Below are 23881 nucleotides of genomic sequence, written 5' to 3'. Positions count from 1 at the left end.
GTTATTTCCCGCTGTGCAGCCAGAATGGCGCCTGCGAGATGGCTTCATTACGATAGTGTTCGATTTCCACCTGCTGGCGCGTGGTGATGGCATGGCGCAGCCCCTGCCAGTTATCAAGCCAGGGCAGCGTTACCGCATCGTCATAAACGCCGGCTAACAGGCGGACAGAATCAGTTTCGCGCACAAGGCGTGGGAGCCGATCGCCATAGGCGTCGCCAAGCGGACGCTGGAAAGTATTGCGCAGTTCCGCCGCGTGACGAGAAAGATGCGTATCGGCAAAACGCTTAAAGGAGCCCGCCAGTCTGGCGCGGTCTTTTTCATCGACAAACTTTTGCCACTGGCGATTCACCAGCCAGTCGGTCAGCGCAAGTTTCGCCTGGCTGCTTTCCGGGCTGTAAGCCAGTTCTTCTGCCTGCAGGTTCTGTGCCAGCAGCGCTTCATAGGTCATCAACAACTCACGTAAGTGAGTGCTCGCTTTACGCGGTACGATGCCGCCAAATAACGCCAGCGCATGGCGAACAAGCCCAACGCCGTTCAACACGGCGTTTTTCGCCGCTTTGCTGCCGCGGACCCAAAGTTCTTCATGGTATTGCCAGTGCGCCAGCGCCATTTCCAGCGCGCCTTCCAGGCCCTGCTCAACCGTTGCTTTTGGCGCAACGTGCAGTACGCCCAGCGGCTTGATTTCACGAGGCGCATCTCCTGCCGCCAGGTGATAGCCGCGAGCGGCTTTACTCAGATTTCCCTGACGCAGTCCCGGCTGCGTCACCAGCTGTTGCGCCAGTTCAAGCACCGCAGCCGTTTCGCCTGCCAGCAGCTCAAGCTCCAGCTCGCACAGCGGCTCGCTGACTTCACCGGCTTTCACTTCACCCAGGTCCAGCGCAAGCTCAATCTTGCTGCCACGGTAAGTAACCACCCACTTTTCACGGGAGAAGTCCGTGCTGAACAACGGTTTCAATTGGTCCTGCAATACCGCAGGCGTTACGCCTTCCGGCCAGACTTCAGCGGGCAGCAACGCAAGTTCAAGCTCCGGCTTGCTGAGGTCAACGTTGTATTCAGGACGCTGATGAAGCCCGCCCGTCACACGACCGGCCACCTTCATGGTCATTTCATAGCGGCCATCTGCGCCGCGAATACGCAACCCCATATCGTGTCTACGCAGCGTATTATCCGCTGTTTCGTAATAAATATTAAGCAGTTGGCGAGCTTCGCTATGTTCGCTTTCAAGGGAATTCAGGACATTGCGCAGGTCATCCAGCGCCGCTGGGTTAACGATAAATTTGAGTTCGATTTCTTGAGGCATCGTCTTTTTACTTTTGGTTGCGGTCACACGGGATAACATCCCGGCGAACTAAATAGCTGGTTGCTGGTCAGTAGATAATATTTTGCCGTAAATTGCCACGCATCGCGCGCAATTTGACGAGCGGATTTTCATCTGAAAAAGGGCTAATGCCTTGTACAAGTAGCGGAATTCACACCAGGATGATTCCCATTCAGGTTTACGAATTGCACCGTCAGACTGATGCCACTACTATCGTTCCACACTTTATGACAATAATGACGAAATAATGCAGAAATTACGCCTGATTTGCCTTACTTTGCTCTCTCTTAGCGTTACCGTTGTGGCTCATGCCGATGAAAAACGTTATGTCTCCGATGAATTAAACACCTGGGTTCGTAGCGGCCCGGGTGATAACTATCGCCTGCTGGGTACGGTAAACGCCGGCGAAGAAGTTACCCTTCTGCAAAGTAACGAAGAAACCAAATACGGCCAGGTGCGCGACAGCAACGGCCGCACCTCCTGGATCCCTCTGTCGCAGTTGAGCACCAATCCAAGCCTGCGTACTCGCGTGCCCGCTCTGGAACAACAGGTCAAAGACCTGACGGATAAGCTCACCAATATCGATACCACATGGAATCAGCGCACGGCAGAAATGCAGCAAAAGGTCGCCCAGAGTGACGGCGTGATAAGCGGCCTTAAAGAAGAAAATCAGCAGCTTAAAAATCAGCTTATCGTTGCGCAGAAGAAAGTAAATGCCGCCAACGTCCAGCTTGATGACAAGCAGCGCGCCATTATCATGCAGTGGTTTATGTATGGCGGCGGCGTGCTGGGCGTCGGCCTGCTGTTTGGCCTGCTGCTGCCGCATATGATCCCAAGCCGCAAGAAGAAAGACCGCTGGATGAATTGATCCGCAACCCTGTATCCTACAATTACGTATTATTCGTAATTTTTAGCAGATGCAGGGGTGTAAAGAGTGAAGATTTATCTGGTCGGTGGCGCCGTTCGTGATGGGTTGTTAAAACTACCGGTCAAAGATAAAGATTGGGTCGTGATCGGCGCTACCCCGCAAGAGATGCTGGACGCTGGTTTCCAGCAGGTCGGGAAAGATTTCCCGGTATTTCTGCATCCAAAATCTCGCGAAGAATATGCGCTAGCGCGCACCGAGCGTAAAGCCGGGCAGGGTTATACAGGCTTCACCTGTTATGCCGCGCCGGACGTTACGCTTGAACAGGATTTAATGCGCCGCGATCTCACTATTAACGCTATCGCGCAAGACGAACGCGGCAAGCTTGTCGATCCGTACAACGGGCTGGCCGACATAGAAAAACGCCTGCTGCGCCACGTCTCCCCGGCATTTAATGAAGATCCCCTACGTGTTCTGCGCGTGGCGCGATTTGCCGCACGTTACGCCCATCTCAATTTCCAGATAGCCCCGGAAACCATGACGCTGATGCAAAACATGACCGCAGGCGGCGAGCTGACGCATCTGACACCCGAGCGCGTCTGGAAAGAAACTGAAAATGCGCTGACCAGCCGGAATCCTCAGGTTTACTTTGATGTGCTGCGTAAATGCGGGGCGCTGGCCGTGCTTTTCCCGGAAATCGACGCGCTGTTTGGCGTACCTGCCCCGGCTAAATGGCACCCGGAGATCGACACCGGCATTCATGTGTTGATGACGCTCGCTATTGCAGCCCAGCTCAGCCCCGAAGTGGACGTGCGGTTTGCGACGCTGTGCCACGATCTTGGCAAGGGGCTAACCCCGAAAGCGCTCTGGCCCCGACACCACGGCCACGGCCCGGCGGGCGTTAAGCTGGTGGAGAATATCTGCCAGAGAATGCGCGTGCCAAACGAGATCCGCGATCTGGCGAAGCTGGTGGCGGAGTATCACGACCTTATCCACACCTTCCCTGGTCTGCAGCCGAAAACGGTGGTGAAGCTGTTTGACGCTATCGACGCCTGGCGCAAGCCGCACCGCGTTGAACAAATCGCATTAACCAGCGAGGCTGATGCACGCGGGCGCACGGGTTTTGAAGGCAGCGATTATCCACAGGGAAGATTGCTGCGCGCAGCCTGGGAGGCGGCTCAGCGGGTGACCAATAAAGAAGTGATTGAAGCAGGTTTCAGCGGTCCGGCGATTCGGGAGGAGCTGACTAAACGCCGGGTTGCGGCCGTTGCAAAGTGGAAAGAAGAACATTGCCCCCAGCCGCAAGGCTGAGGGCGCGGTATTTACATGAAGACAAAATAAACCGCTGCCGCTACAAAGAGGCGGTAGATAGCAAACGGGATAAACGATATGCGTTTGATAACCTGCAGGAAGGTTTTGATCGCAAGCAGGGCGACGACAAACGCGGTGACGAAGCCTACGGCAAACATCGGCAGATCGGCCATGGTCAGGAAGCCGATGCTCTTATAAACGTCCAGCGCCGTTGCGCCCAACATCATAGGTACCGCCAGCAGGAAAGAAAATTCAGACGCGGCATAGCGGCTCACGCCCATCAACATGCCGCCGGAGATGGTAGCCCCGGAACGAGAGAAACCCGGCCAGAGCGCCAGACACTGGAAGCAGCCAATAATGAAAGCCTGACGCCAGGTCATATCGTCCACCCCAACGGCGCGCGGCTCCTTTGGTTTTAGCAGCTCAGCGGCAATCAGCAACACGCCGCCAACAACCAGGGCATACATAACGTTAATCGGGTTAAACAGCGATTTAATCGTGTCGTGGAAGATAAGTCCCAGCACCACGGCTGGGAACATACCCAACAGAATATGAATTAACGACAGGCGACCTTTGCCCGCGCCTTCATGAGGCGGATGACCAAAGTGAATGCCAATCAGACCAAACAGGCGACGCCAGAACATCACTACCACAGCGAGGATCGAACCGAGCTGAATCACCACTTCAAATGTTTCGGCGGTATCACCATCAAATCCCAGCAGGTGTCCGACAATAATCATATGCCCGGTGGATGAGACAGGTAAAAACTCCGTTAGCCCCTCAACAACACCGAGAATCGCGGCAATCGCCAGCGAGTGAATATCGCTCATTAATAAATCCTCATGCCCCTAAAAAAAATCATAAAAAAACGACGGGCGAGATGCGACCGCCGTAAAAGGTTACTGGCTATGACCAGCTTAGACACGTTTGGTTTAACAATTATGCACTTATTTTGTTTGTTTTCAGATTATTGCCACGCTCAATGATGACCCCGACATTGGCTGCCTGCGCAACGGCTCCAGGCTTGCTGACTTTCAGGCGTACCCAGGGTGAATTAAAACGCGCCAGCAGCAGCTGGGCCACCTCTTCCGCCACGCGTTCAACCAGTGCGAAACGGCCGCCGGAAACATGCGTGATAACCGCTTCGCTGACATCCGCATAGCTCAGACAATCGTTTACATCGTCGCTAGCGGCGGCGGCGTGGTTGTCCCACGCCATTTCGATATCGAATATCAGCTTCTGATCGATGGTCTGTTCCCAGTCGTACACACCAATGGTGGTGATTACCGTAAGTTGCTCTATAAATACAATGTCCATCATGCCCTGCCTGGTTTTTAGTTGCGCCAGATACCACTTCCGGCGAAATATGCGTATTATCCACAGATGCGAAGAATACAACGACATTTTCAACATGGAACAGCGTTATGAGTGCAATCGCGCCTGGCATGATTCTCCTCGCGTATCTTTGCGGCTCAATTTCCAGCGCCATTCTGGTTTGCCGACTCGCGGGTCTCCCGGACCCAAGAGAGAACGGTTCAGGTAATCCAGGAGCGACAAACGTCTTACGTATTGGCGGCAAAGGCGCAGCCGTAGCGGTACTTATTTTTGATATCTTAAAAGGCATGCTGCCGGTCTGGGCGGCCTATGCATTAGGCGTAACGCCATTCTGGCTCGGGCTAATTGCTATTGCCGCCTGCCTGGGGCATATCTGGCCCGTCTTCTTCAGATTTCGCGGTGGTAAAGGCGTGGCAACCGCGTTCGGCGCCATTGCGCCTATCGGCTTTGATTTAACCGGCGTTATGGCCGGCACCTGGCTGTTAAGCGTGCTGCTTAGCGGCTATTCGTCGCTGGGGGCGATTATCAGCGCTTTGATAGCGCCCTTCTACGTCTGGTGGTTCAAGCCGCAGTTCACTTTCCCGGTCGCCATGCTCTCCTGCCTGATTCTGATGCGCCATCATGACAATATTCAACGTTTATGGCGCGGGCAGGAAACCAAAATCTGGAAGAAGCTGCGCAGAAATAAGGACAAAAAAAAGGAGTGATTTCTCACTCCTTTTCTCTTACAGCCAGCTTTTACGCCGCAGGTAATTCTGCCAGCGGCCAGCGCGGACGAACGGTCACGCTCAGTTCACCCGCCGTTCCCGCTTGCAGACGAATCATGCCCGCATAGGCAATCATCGCGCCGTTATCAGTGCAGAATTCCGGACGGGCGTAGAACACTTCGCCGCGGCGTTTGGTCATCAGCTCTTCCATACGGGCTCGCAGCGTGCGGTTGGCGCTTACGCCACCGGCCATCACCAGGCGTTTGAAACCGGTCTGATCCAACGCGCGTTTGCATTTAATCATCAGCGTATCAACAACCGCATCTTCAAATGCACGGGCGATATCGGCGCGGGTCCGATCGTCTGATTCATTACCGCGAATGGTGTTTGCGGCAAAAGTTTTCAGGCCGGAAAAGCTGAAATCAAGGCCGGGACGGTCGGTCATGGGACGAGGGAAAACAAAGCGCCCTTCCGTTCCCTGCGCCGCCATTTTTGACAACATCGGACCGCCCGGATAATCCAGACCCAGCAGTTTGGCCGTTTTATCAAAGGCTTCGCCTGCGGCATCGTCAATGGACTCACCAAGCAACTCATATTGGCCAATGCCCGTAACGCTAATGAGCTGCGTGTGACCGCCGGAAACCAGCAACGCGACAAACGGAAACGCCGGAGGATTATCTTCAAGCATTGGCGCCAGTAAATGCCCTTCCATATGATGCACCGGTACGGCAGGCACGTCCCAGGCAAACGCCAGCGCGCGGCCGATCGTTGCGCCCACCAGCAGCGCGCCAACCAGGCCAGGACCGGCGGTATAGGCCACGCCATCGATATCCTGAGCGGTTAAACCTGCCTCTTTCAGTGCGGCCTGAATCAACGGCACGGTTTTACGCACGTGGTCGCGGGAAGCCAGCTCCGGCACCACGCCGCCGTAGTCAGCGTGCAATTTCACCTGACTATACAATTGATTGGCTAACAGCCCTTTCTCATCGTCATAAATGGCGATGCCGGTTTCATCACAGGAAGTCTCTATACCCAGTACACGCATGGCTTTCTCTACCTCAAAGTCTTGGGGCGAAGTTTATGCTGCCGGGCTTGCGTTGTATACCCTATAGCATTTGAGTTACAGCAAGGCGGCAAGGGAGTGAATCCTCGGGAGCTTACTAAAGTAAGTGACTGAGGTGAGGGAGCGCAGTCAACGCCGCTGTAGCTCAAAGGATGACGGGTATTAAAACTTTGCTCACCTATTGTGCTCAGGTGGTGTATAATCCGCACCCCTGGAAGATTCCGGCCTTAAAAGCCAGGTTTCTGGTTGTCCGGTGCTTTACAAAGCAGCAAGAGTTGCAGTAAAATTCCGCACCATTTTGAAATAGCTGGCGCATCAGTCAGCGGCAAACCGAATTTATCAAAGGTGAGAGTTAATGCCGGTAATTAAAGTACGTGAAAACGAGCCATTCGACGTAGCACTGCGTCGCTTCAAGCGTTCTTGTGAGAAAGCAGGTGTTCTGGCGGAAGTTCGTCGTCGTGAGTTCTATGAAAAACCGACTACCGAACGCAAACGCGCTAAAGCTTCTGCTGTAAAACGTCACGCGAAGAAACTGGCTCGCGAAAACGCACGCCGCACTCGTCTGTACTAATTTCTTGAGGATTCAGTCCTCAAACTCAGACAAGTAGTAGTTGTAAAGGCCGTGCTTCCGAAAGGAATGCGCGGCTTATTTTCGTTTATGAACTGACCTGCCCTACAGGTTTCTGGCGCCGCTTTTAGCCCGACAGATAAACTTACGGGGTCAAACGGGGCCTATGGCTGGACGAATCCCACGCGTTTTCATCAATGACTTGCTGGCTCGCACCGACATCATCGATCTTGTCGATGCGCGCGTGAAGCTCAAAAAGCAGGGCAAGAACTACCATGCGTGCTGTCCGTTCCATAACGAAAAAACCCCTTCTTTCACCGTAAACGGTGATAAACAGTTTTACCACTGCTTCGGTTGTGGCGCGCACGGCAACGCGCTGGATTTTTTAATGAACTACGACAAGCTTGAGTTTGTCGAAAGCGTTGAAGAATTAGCGGCCATGCACAACCTTGAAGTGCCGTACGAAGCGGGTAACGGGCCAAGCCAGATCGAGCGCCATCAGCGGCAGAATCTTTATCAGTTGATGGATGGCCTGAACGCCTTTTATCAGCAATCCCTGGCGCAACACAACGCGGAACCTGCCCGTCAGTATCTGGCAAGCCGCGGATTAAGCGCAGAAGTCATCAAGCATTTTGCTATAGGTTACGCGCCTCCCGGTTGGGATAACGCGTTAAAGCGTTTTGGCGGCAATGCCGAAAACCGTCAGTCTCTGACGGACGCGGGCATGCTGGTGACGAACGACAAGGGTCGCAGTTACGATCGCTTTCGTGAACGGGTGATGTTCCCCATCCGCGACAAGCGAGGCCGGGTAATTGGTTTTGGTGGCCGCGTGTTGGGCGATGCCCTGCCGAAGTACCTGAACTCCCCGGAAACCGATATTTTTCATAAAGGCCGCCAGCTCTATGGCCTGTATGAAGCCCAGCAGAGCCAGGCTGAACCGGCGCGCCTGCTGGTGGTTGAAGGCTATATGGATGTGGTGGCCCTGGCGCAGTACGGCATTTCTTACGCCGTCGCCTCGCTTGGCACCTCAACCACCGCCGATCATATCCAGCTGCTGTTTCGGGTCACCGATAACGTTGTCTGCTGTTATGACGGCGATCGCGCCGGAAGGGACGCCGCATGGCGCGCGTTGGAAACTGCGCTACCTTATATGACGGACGGCCGTCAGCTACGCTTTATGTTCCTGCCGGACGGTGAAGATCCGGATACGCTAGTCCGTAAAGAAGGAAAAGAAGCTTTTGAAGCGCGCATGGAACATGCTCAGCCGCTTTCGACGTTTCTGTTTAACAGCCTGATGCCACAGGTTGATTTAAGTTCGCCGGATGGCCGTGCACGGCTTAGCACACTGGCATTACCCCTGATTAGTCAGGTGCCTGGTGAGACATTACGCATTTATTTGCGCCAGGAACTGGGCAACAAACTCGGTATTCTTGACGACAGCCAGCTTGAAAAGCTCATGCCAAAGCTCGTGCAAAGCGGTACGCCGCGTCCGGCGCCTCAGCTAAAACGCACAACCATGCGTATACTGATAGGATTGCTGGTCCAGAATCCGGAGCTGGCACCTTCTGTTCCACCTCTGAGCGGTCTGGAGCAGGCTAAGCTGCCGGGGCTGAACTTATTTATCGATCTGGTCAACACCTGTCTGGCCCAGCCAGGACTGACTACAGGGCAGCTTTTAGAGCTGTATCGCGGCACGAATGAGGCCGCCACCCTTGAAAAACTGTCAGCCTGGGACGATATAGCTGATAAGGATATTGCAGAAAAAACGTTCACCGACGCGCTCGAACATATGTTTGATTCCGTGCTGGAGCTGAGATTTGAAGAATTAATGGCACGCTCCAGAACGGAAGGGTTAACGCCGGCGGAGCGTGAAGAAGTGCGCGTGATAACAGAATCACGCACGAAAAAATAAATAATTGCGGCTTAACTGCCGAACATTGATCGGGTCAAACCCGAACGCCGCACGGACGGGCTGCGGCATAAAAAATAAGTCAGCCCTCGTTACGTTATTGTTGGCGGCAACGCCTACCGACACAACCCTAATACTGAAGTGTGGATACCGTCTTATGGAGCAAAACCCGCAGTCACAGCTTAAACTTCTTGTCCAACGTGGTAAGGAGCAAGGCTATCTGACCTATGCTGAGGTCAATGACCATCTGCCGGAAGATATCGTCGACTCCGATCAGATCGAAGACATCATCCAAATGATCAATGACATGGGCATTCAGGTGATGGAAGAAGCACCTGACGCCGATGACCTGTTGCTTGCTGAAAACTCAAACAACACGGATGAAGATGCGGAGGAAGCCGCCGCTCAGGTTCTCTCCAGCGTAGAATCTGAAATCGGGCGCACCACCGATCCGGTGCGCATGTACATGCGTGAAATGGGAACCGTTGAACTGTTAACCCGCGAGGGTGAAATCGATATCGCTAAGCGTATCGAAGACGGTATCAATCAGGTTCAGTGCTCCGTTGCTGAATATCCGGAAGCTATCACTTACCTGCTCGAACAGTACGATCGCGTTGAAGCAGAAGAAGTACGTCTGACGGATCTGATCACCGGTTTCGTTGATCCCAACGCAGAAGAAGATCTTGCCCCTACCGCCACCCACATCGGTTCTGAGCTGACCAGCGAAGAAAACAGTGATGATGACGATGAGGAAGAAGATGACGACGATGCGGAAGATGACAACAGCATCGATCCGGAGCTGGCGCGTGAGAAATTTGGTGAGCTGCGTACCCAATACGAGATCACCCGCGACACCATCAAAGCGAAAGGTCGTGCTCACGCTGACTCCGCCGCTGAGATCCTGCAGCTGTCTGAAGTCTTCAAACAGTTCCGCCTGGTGCCGAAGCAGTTCGACTACCTGGTAAACAGCATGCGCGTCATGATGGACCGCGTTCGTACGCAAGAACGTATCATCATGAAGCTGTGCGTAGAGCTGTGCAAGATGCCGAAGAAAAACTTCATCACGCTGTTCACCGGCAACGAAACCAGCGAAACCTGGTTCAACGCCGCTATCGCGATGAATAAGCCATGGTCTGAAAAACTGCGTGACGTGTCTGAAGATGTGCATCGCAGCCTGCAGAAACTGCAGCAGATTGAAGAAGAGACCGGCCTGACCATCGAGCAGGTTAAGGACATCAACCGTCGTATGTCTATCGGTGAAGCGAAAGCCCGCCGTGCGAAGAAAGAGATGGTGGAAGCGAACCTGCGTCTGGTTATTTCTATCGCCAAGAAATACACCAACCGCGGTCTGCAATTCCTTGATTTGATTCAGGAAGGCAACATCGGCCTAATGAAAGCCGTTGATAAGTTTGAATATCGCCGTGGCTATAAGTTTTCAACTTATGCGACCTGGTGGATCCGTCAGGCTATCACCCGCTCCATCGCCGACCAGGCGCGCACTATCCGTATTCCGGTGCATATGATTGAGACCATCAACAAACTCAACCGTATTTCGCGCCAGATGCTGCAGGAGATGGGCCGCGAGCCAACGCCGGAAGAGCTGGCTGAACGCATGCTGATGCCGGAAGACAAAATCCGCAAGGTATTGAAAATTGCTAAAGAGCCAATCTCCATGGAAACGCCAATCGGCGACGATGAAGATTCGCATCTGGGCGATTTCATCGAGGATACCACCCTCGAGCTGCCGCTGGATTCCGCAACCTCTGAAAGCCTGCGCTCTGCCACCCACGATGTACTGGCTGGCCTGACCGCGCGTGAAGCGAAAGTGCTACGTATGCGTTTCGGTATCGATATGAACACCGACCACACGCTGGAGGAAGTGGGTAAACAGTTTGACGTTACCCGCGAACGTATCCGCCAGATTGAAGCGAAGGCCCTGCGTAAACTGCGCCATCCAAGCCGCTCTGAAGTACTGCGTAGCTTCCTGGACGATTAATTTTATTACGCTTTCAAAAACCCTCCTTGCGAGGGTTTTTTTATTGCCTGGCTAGCGGCCTCGCGCCATTAACGACTGTTCCAGCTCGCGGTAAGACTCGACAAGCTTATCCAGCGTCGCACGGTTCAGACCGCTGGGATTTGGCAAAATCCATACTTCGGTATCCCCAATGGTCATATTCTGCCTGCCCCACTTCGCCCCACGCTGGCTAAACGCCTGTTCAAAAGCCTGCTTGCCCAGTACGGCCAGCGCCATCGGCTGGTAATCCTGCATTTTTGTCACCAGTTCGCGCCCGCCTGCACGTAGCTCATGCAGAGCAATCTCGCTTGCCTGGACCGTTGGCCGTTCAACCAGCATGGTAATCCCGCAGCGGGTATCCAGCAGGTGTCGCTCCTCTTCGGGCTTCAGTTGACGTTCGGTAAAGCCTGCGAGATGAATAACCTTCCAGAAGCGATTGCCAGGATGCGCAAAATGAAAACCGGTATGCGCCGAAGACTTGCCGGGATTAATACCGCAGAACGCCACCCGCAGCCCGGGCTGTAGAATATCGCTAATCATGACCCTTCCCGTCGTTATAGGTGTTGAGCTAAGTATAAGAGATTGATAAGGCATTGATTATAAAACCAGCATACGTCACGCAACTACTGGATTGACGCCCCAAGTTCCATTATAATCCAGCGCCACGGCCCCTTAGCTCAGTGGTTAGAGCAGGCGACTCATAATCGCTTGGTCGTTGGTTCAAACCCAACAGGGGCCACCAGATAAAACAAGGAGTTAGATGAGAAATCATCTGACTCCTTTTTCGTTTTATACGAATCGGGTCAGGTAATGGGTCAGGTAAGGAATTGCCTCCCTGCCCTCTTCATCTCGCTGCCAGCATCCCCGGATAGTGCTTCGCCACGATATCATTCATCTTTTCTGTCAGGTCGATACGTTTAAAAGTGATGTGCGCGGTTCCTTTCTGGAAGTAACGTATACTGAAAAAATCATCTTCGTAAACATCCTTCGAAGGGTTATCCCGAATATGTTCCATCAATCGAGTAGTAACATCACCACGGTTATCGGGTATCGGTTTACCATCCAGCAGAAATAACATTCGTTCCAGGTCCGCTAGTTGATCCCGTCGCCAACCCCAGTTCAAACTAAATCCCCAGCGGTTATGCGTCACCAAATTGTTGACGATGATCTTTTTACCAAAGCTGCAGGGACTATTGGTTTTGTAATCCCACGACAGCCCTTTGAAGACATTGATAATGCCACGCTCAAATACATCCATTTTGTTCAGATGTAGCTGCTCAAAAGTACTCAGGATATTCGCCTCGCTGATGGCAGGCAGATCCCCCTCCTCCAGGTTCTTATGCCACTGGTCACGGGCCTGAGCATCCATCAAGGCCATCATGCCAGACTTCAACATCAAATCGCGCCAGATACTACGGTCAATATTGCGGGTAACGGCAGGCAGTGCTTTATCGACCTTTTCGGTCATCCAGCTATCGTAACGATGCCCGGCTTTCATCGCCCAGTCTTGCGCTGTACCACCGCCAATTTCTGAGGTTAGCTGTGAAATGGCATCAAGTTGCTGGATGAGTTGCTCGATCTGTTTTAGTGCTGTATCGCGGCCTGTCACTATGCGTTCAATACTGGTCGAGCAAATTAGCTCGCTATGATCGGTTAATACTTCAGCTTTAGTTTGCATGACATTTTGTCCTTAAAAAGCAAACGCGCCCGCCGGGTAATGGCAGGCGCATTATGCAATATGTAAACAAGGGAGAAAGCTCAGAAATTTAAATCAGGAAGGTTGTACGCAATATTCACCGTACTACGTTGTTACGGCTTTGCCGCAACAAGCCAGTTGCCTGCCGTGCTCGCAGAATATCTACAGCCCGAAGATAAGGTGATTGTTCCTGCCAACTAAACCTTCTGCGATCGATACGAACAAACTCGTATTTTTCCACCAGAAAGTTAACGGCATTGGCCAGCGTGATACCTGCATCGATATGTTCCTGTATAACGGATTCATCCCTGAACGGCGTGTCGTTCAGAGTCAAGCCATAGTGTTGTTCCAGCAGGCGTGTCAGTAGAATTTGCCAGATAGCCACGGGGGACAGGCAGGGTTTTACCGCCCGCGAAGTTGCTGCAGATTGAGGTTTCATGCTTGCTCTCGTGAAAGTAATTAGCGCTTAGTGGGATAAATGGCGATGTATACGTAGCCGCAACTGCCGAGGGTGTCGGCTTCGCAGGTAAAACCGGTGTGGTACAGGGTGACGCAATGGACGTGTAGGGGATTCAGTTCACCGGTGGTCAGCATCGATTCCATCTGGCTGATAAAGTGCGGGAATGTTTCATCCAGCTTCTGGCATTCGGCGTCACTGAACTTACCGGTGATACTGGCCCGGTCAGCTAGGTAGTGCAGCCGGTTGCCCTCCTGCACCAGACGTGTTCCCAGGCGCGGCATGATATCGCGCTGCAAGCCCCAAGTGATGTTGCTCATTACAGTTCTCCACTATTGTCAGTTCAGGGTGATGCTCATCAGGCAGGCATAAGGCCCGTTGCGGTCCTGGCGGCGTTCGGCGTACACAGCCAGGACTCCTGTGATATCCGGAACGTCCCTGCCGGTGTAATGGCAGACGCTACCGTGCCACTGATATTTTCCGGTGCAGTAGCGAAAGATTCGGGACTCCGGATGCTGGCGGTATATCGTCATTGCCCGGCGCTTACTGATAATTTTCATGTAATTCCTCACAGCAGACCGTGTTCTGCGAACGAATAGATTTGTCTGCCGCCGACAATCAGATGGTCAGGGACGCGGATATCCATCAGCTGAAGTGTCTGTATCAGGCGCTGCGTGAGAGCTTTATCAGCCTGGCTGGGCGTCGTCTCGCCGGAAGGATGGTTATGCGCCAGTATCACCGCTGCGGCATTGAAATAAAGGGCGCGCTTGACGACCTCCCGGGGATACACCTCGGTACGGTTAATCGTGCCGCTAAAGAGCGTCTCATGGGCAATAAGCTGATTCTGGTTGTCCAGATACAACACCCGGAACTCTTCCCGCTCAAGCGCGGCCATATGCAGTCGCAGCCATTTACGTACGGCGTGTGTGGAGGTGAAGGCTACCCCGGGCTCATGCAGATGCCGGTCCAGAATCCTGAGGGCGCGCTGGATGAGACGCCGGTCCTGTGGCGTTATCTCGCCGGGTAAAAAGGAAAGCTGTTTCATCCGTTGTTCCTCCAGTCAGTCGATGATACGCAGAATGGCGTGGGCTTCTGGATGCTGCAGGGCATAGTCCCGCAGGCGGTAATAGTGCTCCGTCATGACATCGCATTCGTTACGACAGGCATGATGGCTGTATTCAATCAGGCTGACAGCGATACCGGCAGCTTCTGCACTCATATCAGCATCATTACCGTTCATACTGTTGAACAGACGCCATTTATCGTCACTGTCAGCATCAGGGGCCATAAACGCGCCGCCATTGCTGAGCGTGTAAAAGGACCAGATACCACCGCTGTACTCATCACAGAAGCGATCCATCCAGGCGAAAATGCGGGGTTCCAGCGTTATCCATTGTGGGATAGAGCCAAAGTGCTGTGGCCAGAAATCGAGACGCTGTTCGTCGGGAACCTGCGTTACTGTGAGTTTGAAATCGGATTCGTTAGCGGGTACAAGGTCGTACTGTGTCGCTGTTGTCATGTAAATGTCTCCGTCAATAAAAAGTGCCAGCCGCGATGGCTGGCGTGTGGGTTAATAAAGGATGGTCCGGGAGATGTGTCTGTCGGGAATGGGGTTTGTCAGTCGGTGAGTAACGACCTGCGGATGCCATAAGCGCCGGATATATGGGGTAAGTTCTGCACCGGCATCGGGCTCAAAATTCCAGGCACGCCAGACCATGCCGCCATCATCGTCGCGCACAACCAGACGAAAATGCGTGGTCTGGTCATCTTCGATGGTGACGTTGTGGTAACGACTGATAATGGCTTCGGCCTGCTGCCGGGTGAAAGAACCGGGCGGTAGTAACGGGGATTCAGGCATGATGATGACCTCAAAAAGCAAAAAACCCTGTTGCACATGTGCAACAGGGCTGGTCGAATGACTTAAGTGAAAAGGCGTCAGGGTTGATCGAGACAATCCTGCCAGGTGATATCTTTCAGCGCGTCGTGAAGACCACGGGCACTGAACGGTTTCGATTCCCCTGACTGAAAGGCGGTGAAAGCCAGTATGTCTTTTGCTCCTGTGTGCTTCAGTGCTTCAAAAGCCACCTGAGCCGGAACAGCCTCACCCGGAAGCAGAGTTTCATTCTCAAGCGAGTATTTTTCATCGTTTATCAGAAGATACACTTCGCTCATTCCTTCATCAGAGGTGGCGCGGTAATCCTCCTTCGGGAGCTGCCAGGCCACAACCATCTTTTTATTGCTGCAACTGATGGTCAGCTTCTCTCCGGCCCGATTGTCGCTGCTGAGTGCAAACTCCATACCGCCCGTATTGCCGTACCATTCACCCCACTGCTGTTCGGTCACTGTTGCATGAGTGAAGGCAGGGGCCAGAAGAGACAGCAGGACAGGTAAACAGGGTTTAATTTTCATACTGTTATCCTTTTCAGTTCATTAGCGCTGGTTTAGTTTTTCTTTATACGCGTCTATCTGTGCCTTTAGTTGTGCCAGCGCAGCTGGTGCTATATCGGCGTCAATACGGATAAAATCCTCCTGAATCACTCTGAACGTCACCGGGAGCTTAAATTTGCTCGCACCTGGCCCGCGCAGAATGGCTGTTCCTGTTTGAGTGCTATCACTGACCGGCTGTGCATTCTCAATCATCAGGCACGACACATCTTCATGAATGGAATCCCATACTTTTTGACCAATGGCCCTGCAGGCGGCTGAGTGATATTGAGTAAGATTCAGATGTGCCTTTTTCGCTTTGTCGAACCCGCTCTCTTTCTGTGGGTGGGCTTTATAATAATCGAGCTTTTTCTGTAACTGCTCTTCCCGGCGCTTTTGCGCCTGCTGCTGATTGAGCTTATCAATCTCATCCGTGTCCGGACGTGCCGTAATGACACCGTCACTGAGGGTCATGCGGACCGGGTAGATATTGCCATTAGTCAGGTTAGCAATCGCCAGATAACGGCCTTCAGATAAGGTACTGGTGATATCGACTGAAACACAGGACTCCCGCGAATTGAGGTTCTCAAGCATATCGTTTACCGCCAGACAGCCTGATGCTTTGACCGTACTCTCCGGTGATGCAGCAAAGCTGGAGCCAGCAACCATTGCCAGCAGAGGTAATAATTTAATCAGTTTCATTTTTTTCCTTACTGAAGTCAGATGAATAGTTTTTGTGAATACATAAATGCCCCGGATGATACCCACCGGTACATCAGTGGGCAGTGTCAGGGTAAGGAGTCGGCTGAATACCCCGATTTTTGACGATACTGGCGATAACAGCATCGGGCTCCTCTTTGCTGCCTGGTGGATAAAAAACTGCACTATTCCGGCCTGTTATCAGCCGGAACGAACGCAAGCAGTGACTGCTGAATAAATCGAAAATGGGGTAAGGCCTGAATGAATACCGGGGCTTCAGCCAGACGACATAAACTATCGTTACGCCGGAAAGACTCCTGCAGGGGTTGAACCAGATGAATTTCATCCAGCGTGAACACGGCAAGATGTCCGTTATGCTCGGCAATCAGATACCAGGTCTGCTGGTGGATGAGTAACCGGCACGGAGCCAGTCGTTCGCAGCTCTGCCCGTCAGCAAGCAGCGTGACTTTTCTGCAGTCAGTAATTGCCTGAACCAGTCGCCAGAATGATAGAGGCACTGACGTTGAGGATGCCGGACTGGCAGGTGGTATAACGCAGGGGGCTTCATCACACATCAACAACGCATTCACCAGTCGGCGGTCAAGGCCCGGAAAAAGCCCGGCCAGCCCGCTGCGGTGAGCAAAGATAAGCACATCCGGCACCATCTGCATCTCACTGCCAGCGGTGCGCAGGCGGCAGTAGCCGGACTGATACTCAAGGTCCAGGTACATCAGACGCTCACGAAAATCACGCCGCAGCGTGCGTACCGATACGCCAAACTCTGCCGCCAGTTTACGCACGCTCAGCGTTTCCCCGGCAACCAGGCGGCTGATTATCAGCGACAGCCTGACCGCCAGCCGGTCATGGCGGCGTTCTGCCTGTGTCATGAGAGGTTCTCCAGGAAAGTTAACTGACTGAAAATGATGTGATTACTTTAAAGAGGGGGGCGGACAGGGTATGGACAACGCAGAAACTATTTTTTATTTTCGCAAAAGCCAGATGTAACGGGGGTTACAGGCTATTACCGGGAGATTGAGGCACACGAGCACGTAGCAATTCGGACAGGTGGTGTCCGATAATAACAATGTGGCAACATGAAACGTCTACTGCAGTTGCGTGAGCAGTGTTTCCGCCATCACCCACAGTGCCCGGTTGAGCTTCACGTCCCCGTCAATGCCACGCACAGCACGGGTATGCGACCGTCCGCCTTTGGCATTACGGGCACTAAGCCCACCTTTAATCAGGTTTTCCTGAATCCGCTGATAGGTTGTCCACAGGTCGTTGCTTTCATCCTGCCAGCGGCGCGGGGAGAGTATCTGCGATTCAGTAACTGGCTGGTGGTCCTCACCAAAGCGATATATAAGCGCGGCTTTTGCCAGTGCCTGCTGCGCAGGTGGCGGTAACAGCAACGACTGCATGGCATCCCGCTTTTCTTCCACATGGTCAAAAATCCCCAGTACTTCATACGCTCCCTCAATCACCTGACTCACCACATCTCCTTTGTGTGGCACCCGCACCTCGCCAAACGACTCACCGCAGACAAGGCCGTTTTGACACACAGCCCTGAACAGGCCAGGTAACATCTGGTACGAGCTGGTGCCATCATGGGAGTTGAGCAGGATAATTTCCGGCACCTGTTTACCGGTAATCTGTCCCTCCCGGCGCAGGCGTAGCATGTGCTTCGTATGTTCCCGACGACCAGGATCACGCACTCGGGTCTGACAGGCAAAGAACGGCTGGAAACCTTCCCGCTGCAGACTGTCGAGCAGGGAGATAGTGGGTATATACGTGTAGCGGTCACTACGGGATTCGTGTTTGTCCTCGCTGAATACGCTGGGTACCACGCGAAACAGCTCTTCACGGGTTAACGGACGGTCACGACGGATAAGATTTGCAGCGCCAAAGCGCGAAGCCAGACGGGTCATAAACAAACTCCTCATAATGGGGAAAACAAATAAAAGAAAGCCCTGTCGCATGAAGGCGACAGGGCTCGGAAAACTACTGGCAGGATTAAATATTCAGAAGAAGAAGTTCCAGACGGTACGGGCAACCGACACCACGGTATCGCGCACCGCGCGTATGACTGCCCTCACCGGAGCCGGTATCAACGGCAGGGCACTTACCGCATCCAGCGCCGTGCCGATCGTTTCACCAAAATCGTCACGCGCTTTTTTCTGGACTGTCGGTGTGCGAAAGGAGGGCTTCAGTTGCGACACCACCGGGCTGCTGGCCTCACGCGGCAGGCACTTAATCATCCGCTCGGCCATCACCCGCAGTCCCCACTTAGCCCGAACTGAAATGGCACATACCGGATGTACAGGTTGGAACAGCTCATGCAGCAGACAGATTTTGCGGCCGATGTTTTGTTTCTGCTCTATAGACAGCTTTTCACCACCGCAGGTGGGTTCAACCTTGTCCGACTGGCTAATAACAAATAGCACCTTATGCCGGTATGACTCACCAATTACCTGATGATAAAAATGCTCATCCACCGCCAGCGCCCGATCATCGGCCTTGATCAGCCACAATACCAGGTCAAGTCGGGGAAGTTGCTGACGGTAAAGTGCAGTGTATTCAGCATCGCGTGAACTACTTTCCCCCACACCGGGCAGGTCCACCAATGTCATATAGTGCTCTCCCACCTGCAGGCGAAAACGCAGCGGATTACGGGTGCAGGCCGCTACGTCGCTGACCGGTGAGACTTCTCCGGTGAACAAGGCATTGCACAGCGACGATTTTCCGGCACCGGTTTTGCCCATAATGCCGATCACTGGTTCGTAGTTTGTTAGTTGATGAATTTTTTGCATGACTCGTTCTGATACCCATTCTGGTAAGCCTGTGAGTGAGCTCTGCAACGAATACATACCTTCCTGATTTCTCATGACATCTCCTGGGATAATGAAAACAAAAACGGCGAACCTTTATGGATTCGCCGTAATGATGTTGCGTTCAGGAAAATGATATATGTCTGAAAAATCTTAGAATGCAGGTGTCTTATTAACAAAGTTAGTGCTGAAACCGACCATGAGCGTAGTACTTTTCGTCAATTACTGTCCGTATAAAATTTATGCTAATCCAGATCGTGCGCTCCTAAAATTACCGACGCTGGGAATAAATTTTGCCCAACGATTGCCGATTGAGCTACGGCAACATCGGGAACAAAGATGACAACAGCCAAGTCTTTCAGTGCACGAGAGCAACATACATAAAAAAGGCGACGAGTGCGGTCGAGAACTGACTCTTTACCCTCTTCAAGATTGGCTAGATCATTGTCGGATATGGGAATGTACTGAAAATATTTCCCATACGAATATTGGCTGAAGCGAGCCTCTTCATCATCAATAACAACCAATACACGCTCGAATTGTGCGCCTTTTACACCATGGTGAGTGGCAAAAGGTGATTCCTCTGAAAGGTAGCGTCGGTACGCCCAAAGTTCGTGGGCATTGCATCTTAGATAGTTCTGAACATTTTCGAAGTCATCATTACCATCATTCACAGGTTCATCACTTAAATGATTATCAAAACGATCATCAAGACGTAGCAGTTCACAGTCTCTAATGTGTAGCAATATATCCCGAACTGTTGCTTGCGATCCTTCTTCCAACAGTGCAAGCAGGCCATTGATGCCTTGTTGTAGTTCATTTAAAACTGCCACTATAGCTTGACCATGCAGTCGTGATGGCTCCAGCTTTGGGCACTCGTTACGCATAATCGACATAATCTGAAATTGATCGCTTGCCTGAGCCGCAGCAAAAATTGGAAGGATATGCTGGACAAATGGGCGAAGCGGCCAAGCTGACCCATCGTTCACCCCTTCACTCAAGCTCATCGGTGCTTTATCAGTGAGAGCAGCAAATAAATTAGGGAATCCCAGTCGATTAGCTGCCATACGATGTACCAAAACAAGAAGACGAACATCACTTTCGCGTGTATCACTTAGCCATTGTTCATCGCTAGTTTCATTTGCAAGGTAACGTCTGACAGATGTGAGATAGGCACTTCGTTCCACATTTGAAGGTAAGATGAAAAGATTCACTGTGCCTGATACCGTCTGTTCAACACCATCTACGGTAGTTGTTCGACCACGAATTTGTTGGAGGCCATCCCCAGAAGCACGAATCGAATTGATAACACCAAGTACAGACGTCGGACATCTGAAATTTTCTGGTTTTGTAATTTCAGACCATCCATCACTTAATGGAATGGCACCAGCTCCGCTCATATAGATTTTCTGCATCGGATCACCAAAAAATCCTATGCACATGTCAGGATTGTCATTAGCAATAGTTCGAAGCGCAGAGATCACATCAGGATCGGTATCCTGACTTTCATCGACAAAAACAAATGGAAAGCGCTTGGCTACAATCCTTCTCAAAAGTGGATGAGCCTTAATACAAGTGGGTACGAGTTTAAGAATATCATCGTGCCCTAAAATACCCTTTGCATAGTTACTTCCTGTCCCGTAGATAAATTTATCAACATCATCAATGCACTCAAGTTGAGCAGAGAGATAGGCAATTTCATCTTCAAGGCGGGATTTTGTTTTAGCTTGTGTTCTGGGTCTATCATAACGGGCTTGCTTTTCAGCTATTTTTTCATGTATTCGCGCTACGACCCACTTTGCGATATCTAAATGAAAAGGGCGGATGACCGACCAAAGAAAGCTATGGAAGGTGCGAACAAGTTCCTGATATGAGATCATCATATTCATCCGGAGCGCATCCCAGAGGGACATCATGAGCCATCAACTCACCTTCGCCGATAGTGAATTCAGCACTAAGCGCCGTCAGACCCGAAAAGAGATTTTCCTCTCCCGCATGGAGCAGATTCTGCCATGGCAGAATATGACCGCTGTCATCGAGCCGTTTTATCCCAAGGCGGGCAATGGCCGACGGCCCTATCCGCTGGAGACCATGCTGCGTATTCACTGCATGCAGCATTGGTACAACCTGAGCGACGGTGCCATGGAAGATGCCCTGTACGAAATCGCCTCCATGCGCCTGTTTGCCCGATTATCCCTGGATAGCGCCCTGCCGGATCGCACCACCATCATGAATTTCCGCCACCTGCTCGAGCAGCATCAACTGGCCCGTCAATTGTTCAAGACCATCAATCGCTGGCTGGCCGAAGCAGGCGTCATGATGACCCAAGGCACTTTGGTGGATGCCACCATCATTGAGGCACCCAGCTCTACCAAGAACAAAGAGCAGCAACGCGATCCGGAGATGCATCAGACCAAGAAAGGCAATCAGTGGCACTTTGGCATGAAGGCCCACATTGGTGTCGATGCCAAGAGTGGCCTGACCCACAGCCTAGTCACCACCGCGGCCAACGAGCATGACCTCAATCAGCTGGGTAATCTGCTTCATGGAGAGGAGCAATTTGTCTCAGCCGATGCCGGCTACCAAGGAGCGCCACAGCGCGAGGAGCTGGCCGAGGTGGATGTGGACTGGCTGATCGCCGAGCGTCCCGGCAGGGTAAAAACCTTGAAGCAGCATCCGCGCAAGAACAAAACGGCCATCAACATCGAATACATGAAAGCCAGCATCCGTGCCAGGGGGGAGCACCCGTTTCGCATCATCAAGCGGCAGTTCGGCTTCGTGAAAGCCAGATACAAGGGGCTGCTGAAAAACGATAACCAACTGGCGATGTTATTCACCCTGGCCAACCTGTTTCGGGTGGACCAAATGATACGTCAGTGGGAGAGATCTCAGTAAAAACCGGAAATAACGCCAGAAATGGTGGAAAAAATAGCCTAAATAGGCTGATTCGATGTGTTTGCGGGAAAAAAATCGGCCCAGATCCGCGAAATTTTAATCAGCGAGTCAGCTTGGGAAGAAATGACCTGCTTATTCGCACCTTCCCTAAATAAATAACTTTAATTCAATATTAAGGGGCGGATGCCGATAACACTTTAGACCGTTTTATATCTGAGGTAGTTATGTCGTTGAAAAAGTCGTCCCTTGCCATTCTGCTCGCTTTGCTGTTTTTCTTTGTTGCCAGTGCCGCAACCAATGTCTGGCTGGCCATTAAAAGCAATGATTCACTGGATAACGTGAATAAAGAGATCCAGGTGGTGTTATCCATTATCGATCCCATTAACCACAGCCGTACCCTGCGCGTGCGGGTCATGGAGTACATGAAGCAGGCGGAGAGCGGAGATACCGCCGGTCTTGCGGAGAAGCTGGACTCGGTAAAGCTGGCGCTGACCAAGGCCGATGGCGCGTTTGCCGCCTTTAATGCCGCGCCGCGTCTGGCGGATGAAGCTCCGTTAGTGAAAAATTACGACGACGCCTGGCTTGCCTACCGTAATCAGGGACTGGCACCGCTGATTGATGCGGCCTCGGCGCATGACGCGGCAAAATTTGATGCCCTGATCCCGCAGATCTCCCGTCTCGACCGCCAGTACGAAATCGTCCTCGACCAGGTGCTCTCCGTGCACCAGAAATACGCGAAACAGCTGAATGACGATGCGCGATCCCACTTTGCCTCTGGCTTAACCATTATTGCCGCCTTTGCTGCGCTGTTTGTGGTGGTGATTATCGGCGTGAGCGTACTGATGAAGCGGTTTGTCTTTGCCCCGATTAACCTGGCGCGGGCGCACTGCAGCCAGATCGCTGCCGGTCAGCTGACGGAAGCGGTGCCGCAAAAAGCGGGCTCGAACAACGAAATCGATCTGCTGATGGGCTCGATGGAGCAGATGCGTCTGGCCCTGCTGGAGACTATCTCTCAGGTGCGTGAAGCCTGCCGTACCGTCAATTACGCTTCGCAGGAAATTGCCTCCGGCAACATCGATCTGGCCTCGCGTACCGAGCAGCAGGCGTCAGCCCTGACGGAAACCGCCGCCAGCATGGAGCAGCTGAGCGCTACCGTCGCCAATAATACCGACAATGTGTATCAGGCCGGGAAGCTGGTGCAGGATGCGGTGAATAACGCCCGCACGGGGGAGGCCGTGACCCGCGAGGTGATCGAGACCATGAACACCATCGCCGCTAACTCCCAGCGTATCGAAGATATTACCAGCGTGATTAACAGCATCGCCTTCCAGACCAATATTCTGGCGTTGAACGCCGCGGTTGAAGCCGCCCGCGCCGGCACCCAGGGACGGGGATTTGCGGTGGTGGCAACGGAAGTCCGTACCCTGGCGCAGAAGAGCGCCGTGGCGGCGAAGGATATCGAAAACCTGATCGCCCAGTCGGTCTCCAGCGTGAAAAACGGTTCTCAGCTGGTGAATCGCTCGGGGGAGGTGATCCATGCCATTATCAATTCGGTCAATAAGGTGAACGCGCTGATGGAGCAGATCTCGGTGGCGTCGGAAGAGCAGAGCCGTGGCATCGGCCAGGTCGGCCAGGCGGTAACCGAGATGGACGGCGTCACCCAGCAAAACGCCGCCCTGGTGCAGGAGTCCGCGGCCGCGGCCGCCTCGCTGGAAGAGCAGGCGAAACACCTGACCCAGAGCATCGCCAGCTTCAGACTGCCGGAACCGGCATAATTCCTCCCTGTAGCCCTTAA

26 protein-coding genes and 1 tRNA gene are annotated in these 23881 nt (G+C 52.7%); 9 read left to right on the top strand and 18 right to left on the bottom strand.

Annotated elements, in window-relative coordinates; all coding sequences use genetic code 11:
* Window position 1 precedes the first annotated feature (1 nt).
* Window positions 2–1300 (bottom strand): CYTH domain-containing protein, encoded by a 1299-nt coding sequence (locus E2L00_RS09635; RefSeq protein WP_167610359.1) that lies wholly within the window; start codon window positions 1298–1300, stop codon window positions 2–4.
* A gap of 265 nt (window positions 1301–1565) precedes the next feature.
* On the opposite strand from E2L00_RS09635, the gene E2L00_RS09630 reads away from it, so the two are divergent.
* The gene (locus tag E2L00_RS09630; RefSeq protein WP_167610357.1) at window positions 1566–2186 is read left to right on the top strand and encodes a TIGR04211 family SH3 domain-containing protein; all 621 of its coding nucleotides are present in this window, start codon (window positions 1566–1568) and stop codon (window positions 2184–2186) included.
* A gap of 66 nt (window positions 2187–2252) precedes the next feature.
* Window positions 2253–3494: a multifunctional CCA addition/repair protein gene (locus E2L00_RS09625; RefSeq protein ID WP_167610355.1), complete on the top strand. Its 1242-nt coding sequence runs from the start codon at window positions 2253–2255 to the stop codon at window positions 3492–3494.
* A gap of 11 nt (window positions 3495–3505) precedes the next feature.
* On the opposite strand, the gene bacA is transcribed toward E2L00_RS09625, so the two are convergent.
* Both bacA and folB read right to left on the bottom strand, forming a co-directional pair.
* Entirely contained in the window at window positions 3506–4324 is an 819-nt protein-coding gene (gene bacA / locus E2L00_RS09620) for an undecaprenyl-diphosphate phosphatase (RefSeq protein ID WP_167610353.1), read from the bottom strand.
* Window positions 4325–4433: 109 nt separating this feature from the next.
* Window positions 4434–4811, bottom strand: a complete 378-nt coding sequence (gene folB / locus E2L00_RS09615; protein WP_167610790.1) for a bifunctional dihydroneopterin aldolase/7,8-dihydroneopterin epimerase — start codon at window positions 4809–4811, stop codon at window positions 4434–4436.
* Window positions 4812–4918: 107 nt separating this feature from the next.
* Here folB and plsY point away from each other — a divergent pair, with 107 nt between their 5' ends.
* A complete protein-coding gene (plsY, locus tag E2L00_RS09610) occupies window positions 4919–5536 on the top strand; it encodes a glycerol-3-phosphate 1-O-acyltransferase PlsY (RefSeq protein ID WP_167610351.1) in 618 nt (205 codons plus the stop codon).
* Window positions 5537–5567: 31 nt separating this feature from the next.
* Here plsY and tsaD read toward each other — a convergent pair whose 3' ends face one another.
* Window positions 5568–6581, bottom strand: coding sequence for a tRNA (adenosine(37)-N6)-threonylcarbamoyltransferase complex transferase subunit TsaD (gene tsaD, locus E2L00_RS09605; RefSeq protein WP_167610349.1), 1014 nt, complete (start codon window positions 6579–6581; stop codon window positions 5568–5570).
* 373 nt (window positions 6582–6954) lie between these two features.
* Between tsaD and rpsU the strand changes: the two genes are divergently transcribed.
* From rpsU to rpoD, 3 genes are all read left to right on the top strand, one after another.
* Window positions 6955–7170, top strand: a complete 216-nt coding sequence (gene rpsU, locus E2L00_RS09600) for a 30S ribosomal protein S21 (protein ID WP_001144069.1) — start codon at window positions 6955–6957, stop codon at window positions 7168–7170.
* A 163-nt stretch (window positions 7171–7333) separates the two neighbouring features.
* Window positions 7334–9079, top strand: a complete 1746-nt coding sequence (dnaG, locus tag E2L00_RS09595) for a DNA primase (protein WP_167610347.1) — start codon at window positions 7334–7336, stop codon at window positions 9077–9079.
* A gap of 154 nt (window positions 9080–9233) precedes the next feature.
* A complete protein-coding gene (gene rpoD / locus E2L00_RS09590) occupies window positions 9234–11072 on the top strand; it encodes an RNA polymerase sigma factor RpoD (RefSeq protein ID WP_167610345.1) in 1839 nt (612 codons plus the stop codon).
* 51 nt (window positions 11073–11123) lie between these two features.
* Here the strand turns inward: rpoD and mug are convergent, their stop codons facing one another.
* Window positions 11124–11630, bottom strand: a complete 507-nt coding sequence (gene mug / locus E2L00_RS09585; RefSeq protein ID WP_167610342.1) for a G/U mismatch-specific DNA glycosylase — start codon at window positions 11628–11630, stop codon at window positions 11124–11126.
* Between the two features lie 126 nt (window positions 11631–11756).
* On the opposite strand from mug, the gene E2L00_RS09580 reads away from it, so the two are divergent.
* Window positions 11757–11832, top strand: a tRNA-Ile gene (locus E2L00_RS09580).
* Between the two features lie 102 nt (window positions 11833–11934).
* On the opposite strand, the gene E2L00_RS09575 is transcribed toward E2L00_RS09580, so the two are convergent.
* The 13 genes from E2L00_RS09575 to E2L00_RS09515 form a co-directional block, all read right to left on the bottom strand.
* Window positions 11935–12768 (bottom strand): DUF4942 domain-containing protein, encoded by an 834-nt coding sequence (locus E2L00_RS09575; RefSeq protein ID WP_167610339.1) that lies wholly within the window; start codon window positions 12766–12768, stop codon window positions 11935–11937.
* A gap of 115 nt (window positions 12769–12883) precedes the next feature.
* On the bottom strand, window positions 12884–13225 hold the full coding sequence (locus E2L00_RS09570; protein ID WP_167610336.1) for a TA system toxin CbtA family protein: 342 nt from the start codon (window positions 13223–13225) through the stop codon (window positions 12884–12886).
* A 20-nt stretch (window positions 13226–13245) separates the two neighbouring features.
* Window positions 13246–13563 carry a type IV toxin-antitoxin system YeeU family antitoxin gene (locus E2L00_RS09565; RefSeq protein ID WP_063163856.1) on the bottom strand — a complete coding sequence of 106 codons (318 nt, stop codon included), beginning with the start codon at window positions 13561–13563 and terminating at the stop codon, window positions 13246–13248.
* An 18-nt stretch (window positions 13564–13581) separates the two neighbouring features.
* Window positions 13582–13803 carry a DUF987 domain-containing protein gene (locus tag E2L00_RS09560; protein WP_000691995.1) on the bottom strand — a complete coding sequence of 74 codons (222 nt, stop codon included), beginning with the start codon at window positions 13801–13803 and terminating at the stop codon, window positions 13582–13584.
* 8 nt (window positions 13804–13811) lie between these two features.
* Window positions 13812–14288: a RadC family protein gene (gene radC / locus E2L00_RS09555; RefSeq protein ID WP_167610333.1), complete on the bottom strand. Its 477-nt coding sequence runs from the start codon at window positions 14286–14288 to the stop codon at window positions 13812–13814.
* Window positions 14289–14303: 15 nt separating this feature from the next.
* The gene (locus E2L00_RS09550) at window positions 14304–14762 is read right to left on the bottom strand and encodes an antirestriction protein (protein ID WP_050150730.1); all 459 of its coding nucleotides are present in this window, start codon (window positions 14760–14762) and stop codon (window positions 14304–14306) included.
* Window positions 14763–14813: 51 nt separating this feature from the next.
* Window positions 14814–15101: a DUF905 family protein gene (locus E2L00_RS09545; protein ID WP_394766041.1), complete on the bottom strand. Its 288-nt coding sequence runs from the start codon at window positions 15099–15101 to the stop codon at window positions 14814–14816.
* A 77-nt stretch (window positions 15102–15178) separates the two neighbouring features.
* Entirely contained in the window at window positions 15179–15652 is a 474-nt protein-coding gene (locus E2L00_RS09540; protein ID WP_167610330.1) for a hypothetical protein, read from the bottom strand.
* A 21-nt stretch (window positions 15653–15673) separates the two neighbouring features.
* Complete coding sequence (locus E2L00_RS09535; protein ID WP_167610326.1) at window positions 15674–16369, bottom strand: hypothetical protein; 696 nt, start codon at window positions 16367–16369, stop codon at window positions 15674–15676.
* Window positions 16370–16551: 182 nt separating this feature from the next.
* On the bottom strand, window positions 16552–17253 hold the full coding sequence (locus tag E2L00_RS09530) for a DeoR family transcriptional regulator (protein ID WP_167610323.1): 702 nt from the start codon (window positions 17251–17253) through the stop codon (window positions 16552–16554).
* 216 nt (window positions 17254–17469) lie between these two features.
* Window positions 17470–18291 carry a DUF932 domain-containing protein gene (locus E2L00_RS09525; RefSeq protein ID WP_167610320.1) on the bottom strand — a complete coding sequence of 274 codons (822 nt, stop codon included), beginning with the start codon at window positions 18289–18291 and terminating at the stop codon, window positions 17470–17472.
* A gap of 93 nt (window positions 18292–18384) precedes the next feature.
* Entirely contained in the window at window positions 18385–19248 is an 864-nt protein-coding gene (locus E2L00_RS09520) for a GTPase family protein (RefSeq protein ID WP_167610317.1), read from the bottom strand.
* A 188-nt stretch (window positions 19249–19436) separates the two neighbouring features.
* Window positions 19437–21080, bottom strand: coding sequence for a UvrD-helicase domain-containing protein (locus E2L00_RS09515; RefSeq protein WP_236127714.1), 1644 nt, complete (start codon window positions 21078–21080; stop codon window positions 19437–19439).
* 25 nt (window positions 21081–21105) lie between these two features.
* Between E2L00_RS09515 and E2L00_RS09510 the strand changes: the two genes are divergently transcribed.
* The gene (locus E2L00_RS09510; protein ID WP_020899206.1) at window positions 21106–22086 is read left to right on the top strand and encodes an IS5-like element ISKpn26 family transposase; all 981 of its coding nucleotides are present in this window, start codon (window positions 21106–21108) and stop codon (window positions 22084–22086) included.
* Between the two features lie 224 nt (window positions 22087–22310).
* On the top strand, window positions 22311–23861 hold the full coding sequence (locus E2L00_RS09505; RefSeq protein ID WP_049041500.1) for a methyl-accepting chemotaxis protein: 1551 nt from the start codon (window positions 22311–22313) through the stop codon (window positions 23859–23861).
* The last annotated feature ends 20 nt before the right edge of the window (window positions 23862–23881 follow it).

The sequence above is a fragment of the Cedecea colo genome, assembly GCF_011808225.1.
GTDB lineage: Bacteria > Pseudomonadota > Gammaproteobacteria > Enterobacterales > Enterobacteriaceae > Dryocola > Dryocola colo.
Note: the sequence above shows the minus strand (reverse complement) of the source record. Positions and strands in the feature narration are given on the sequence as shown.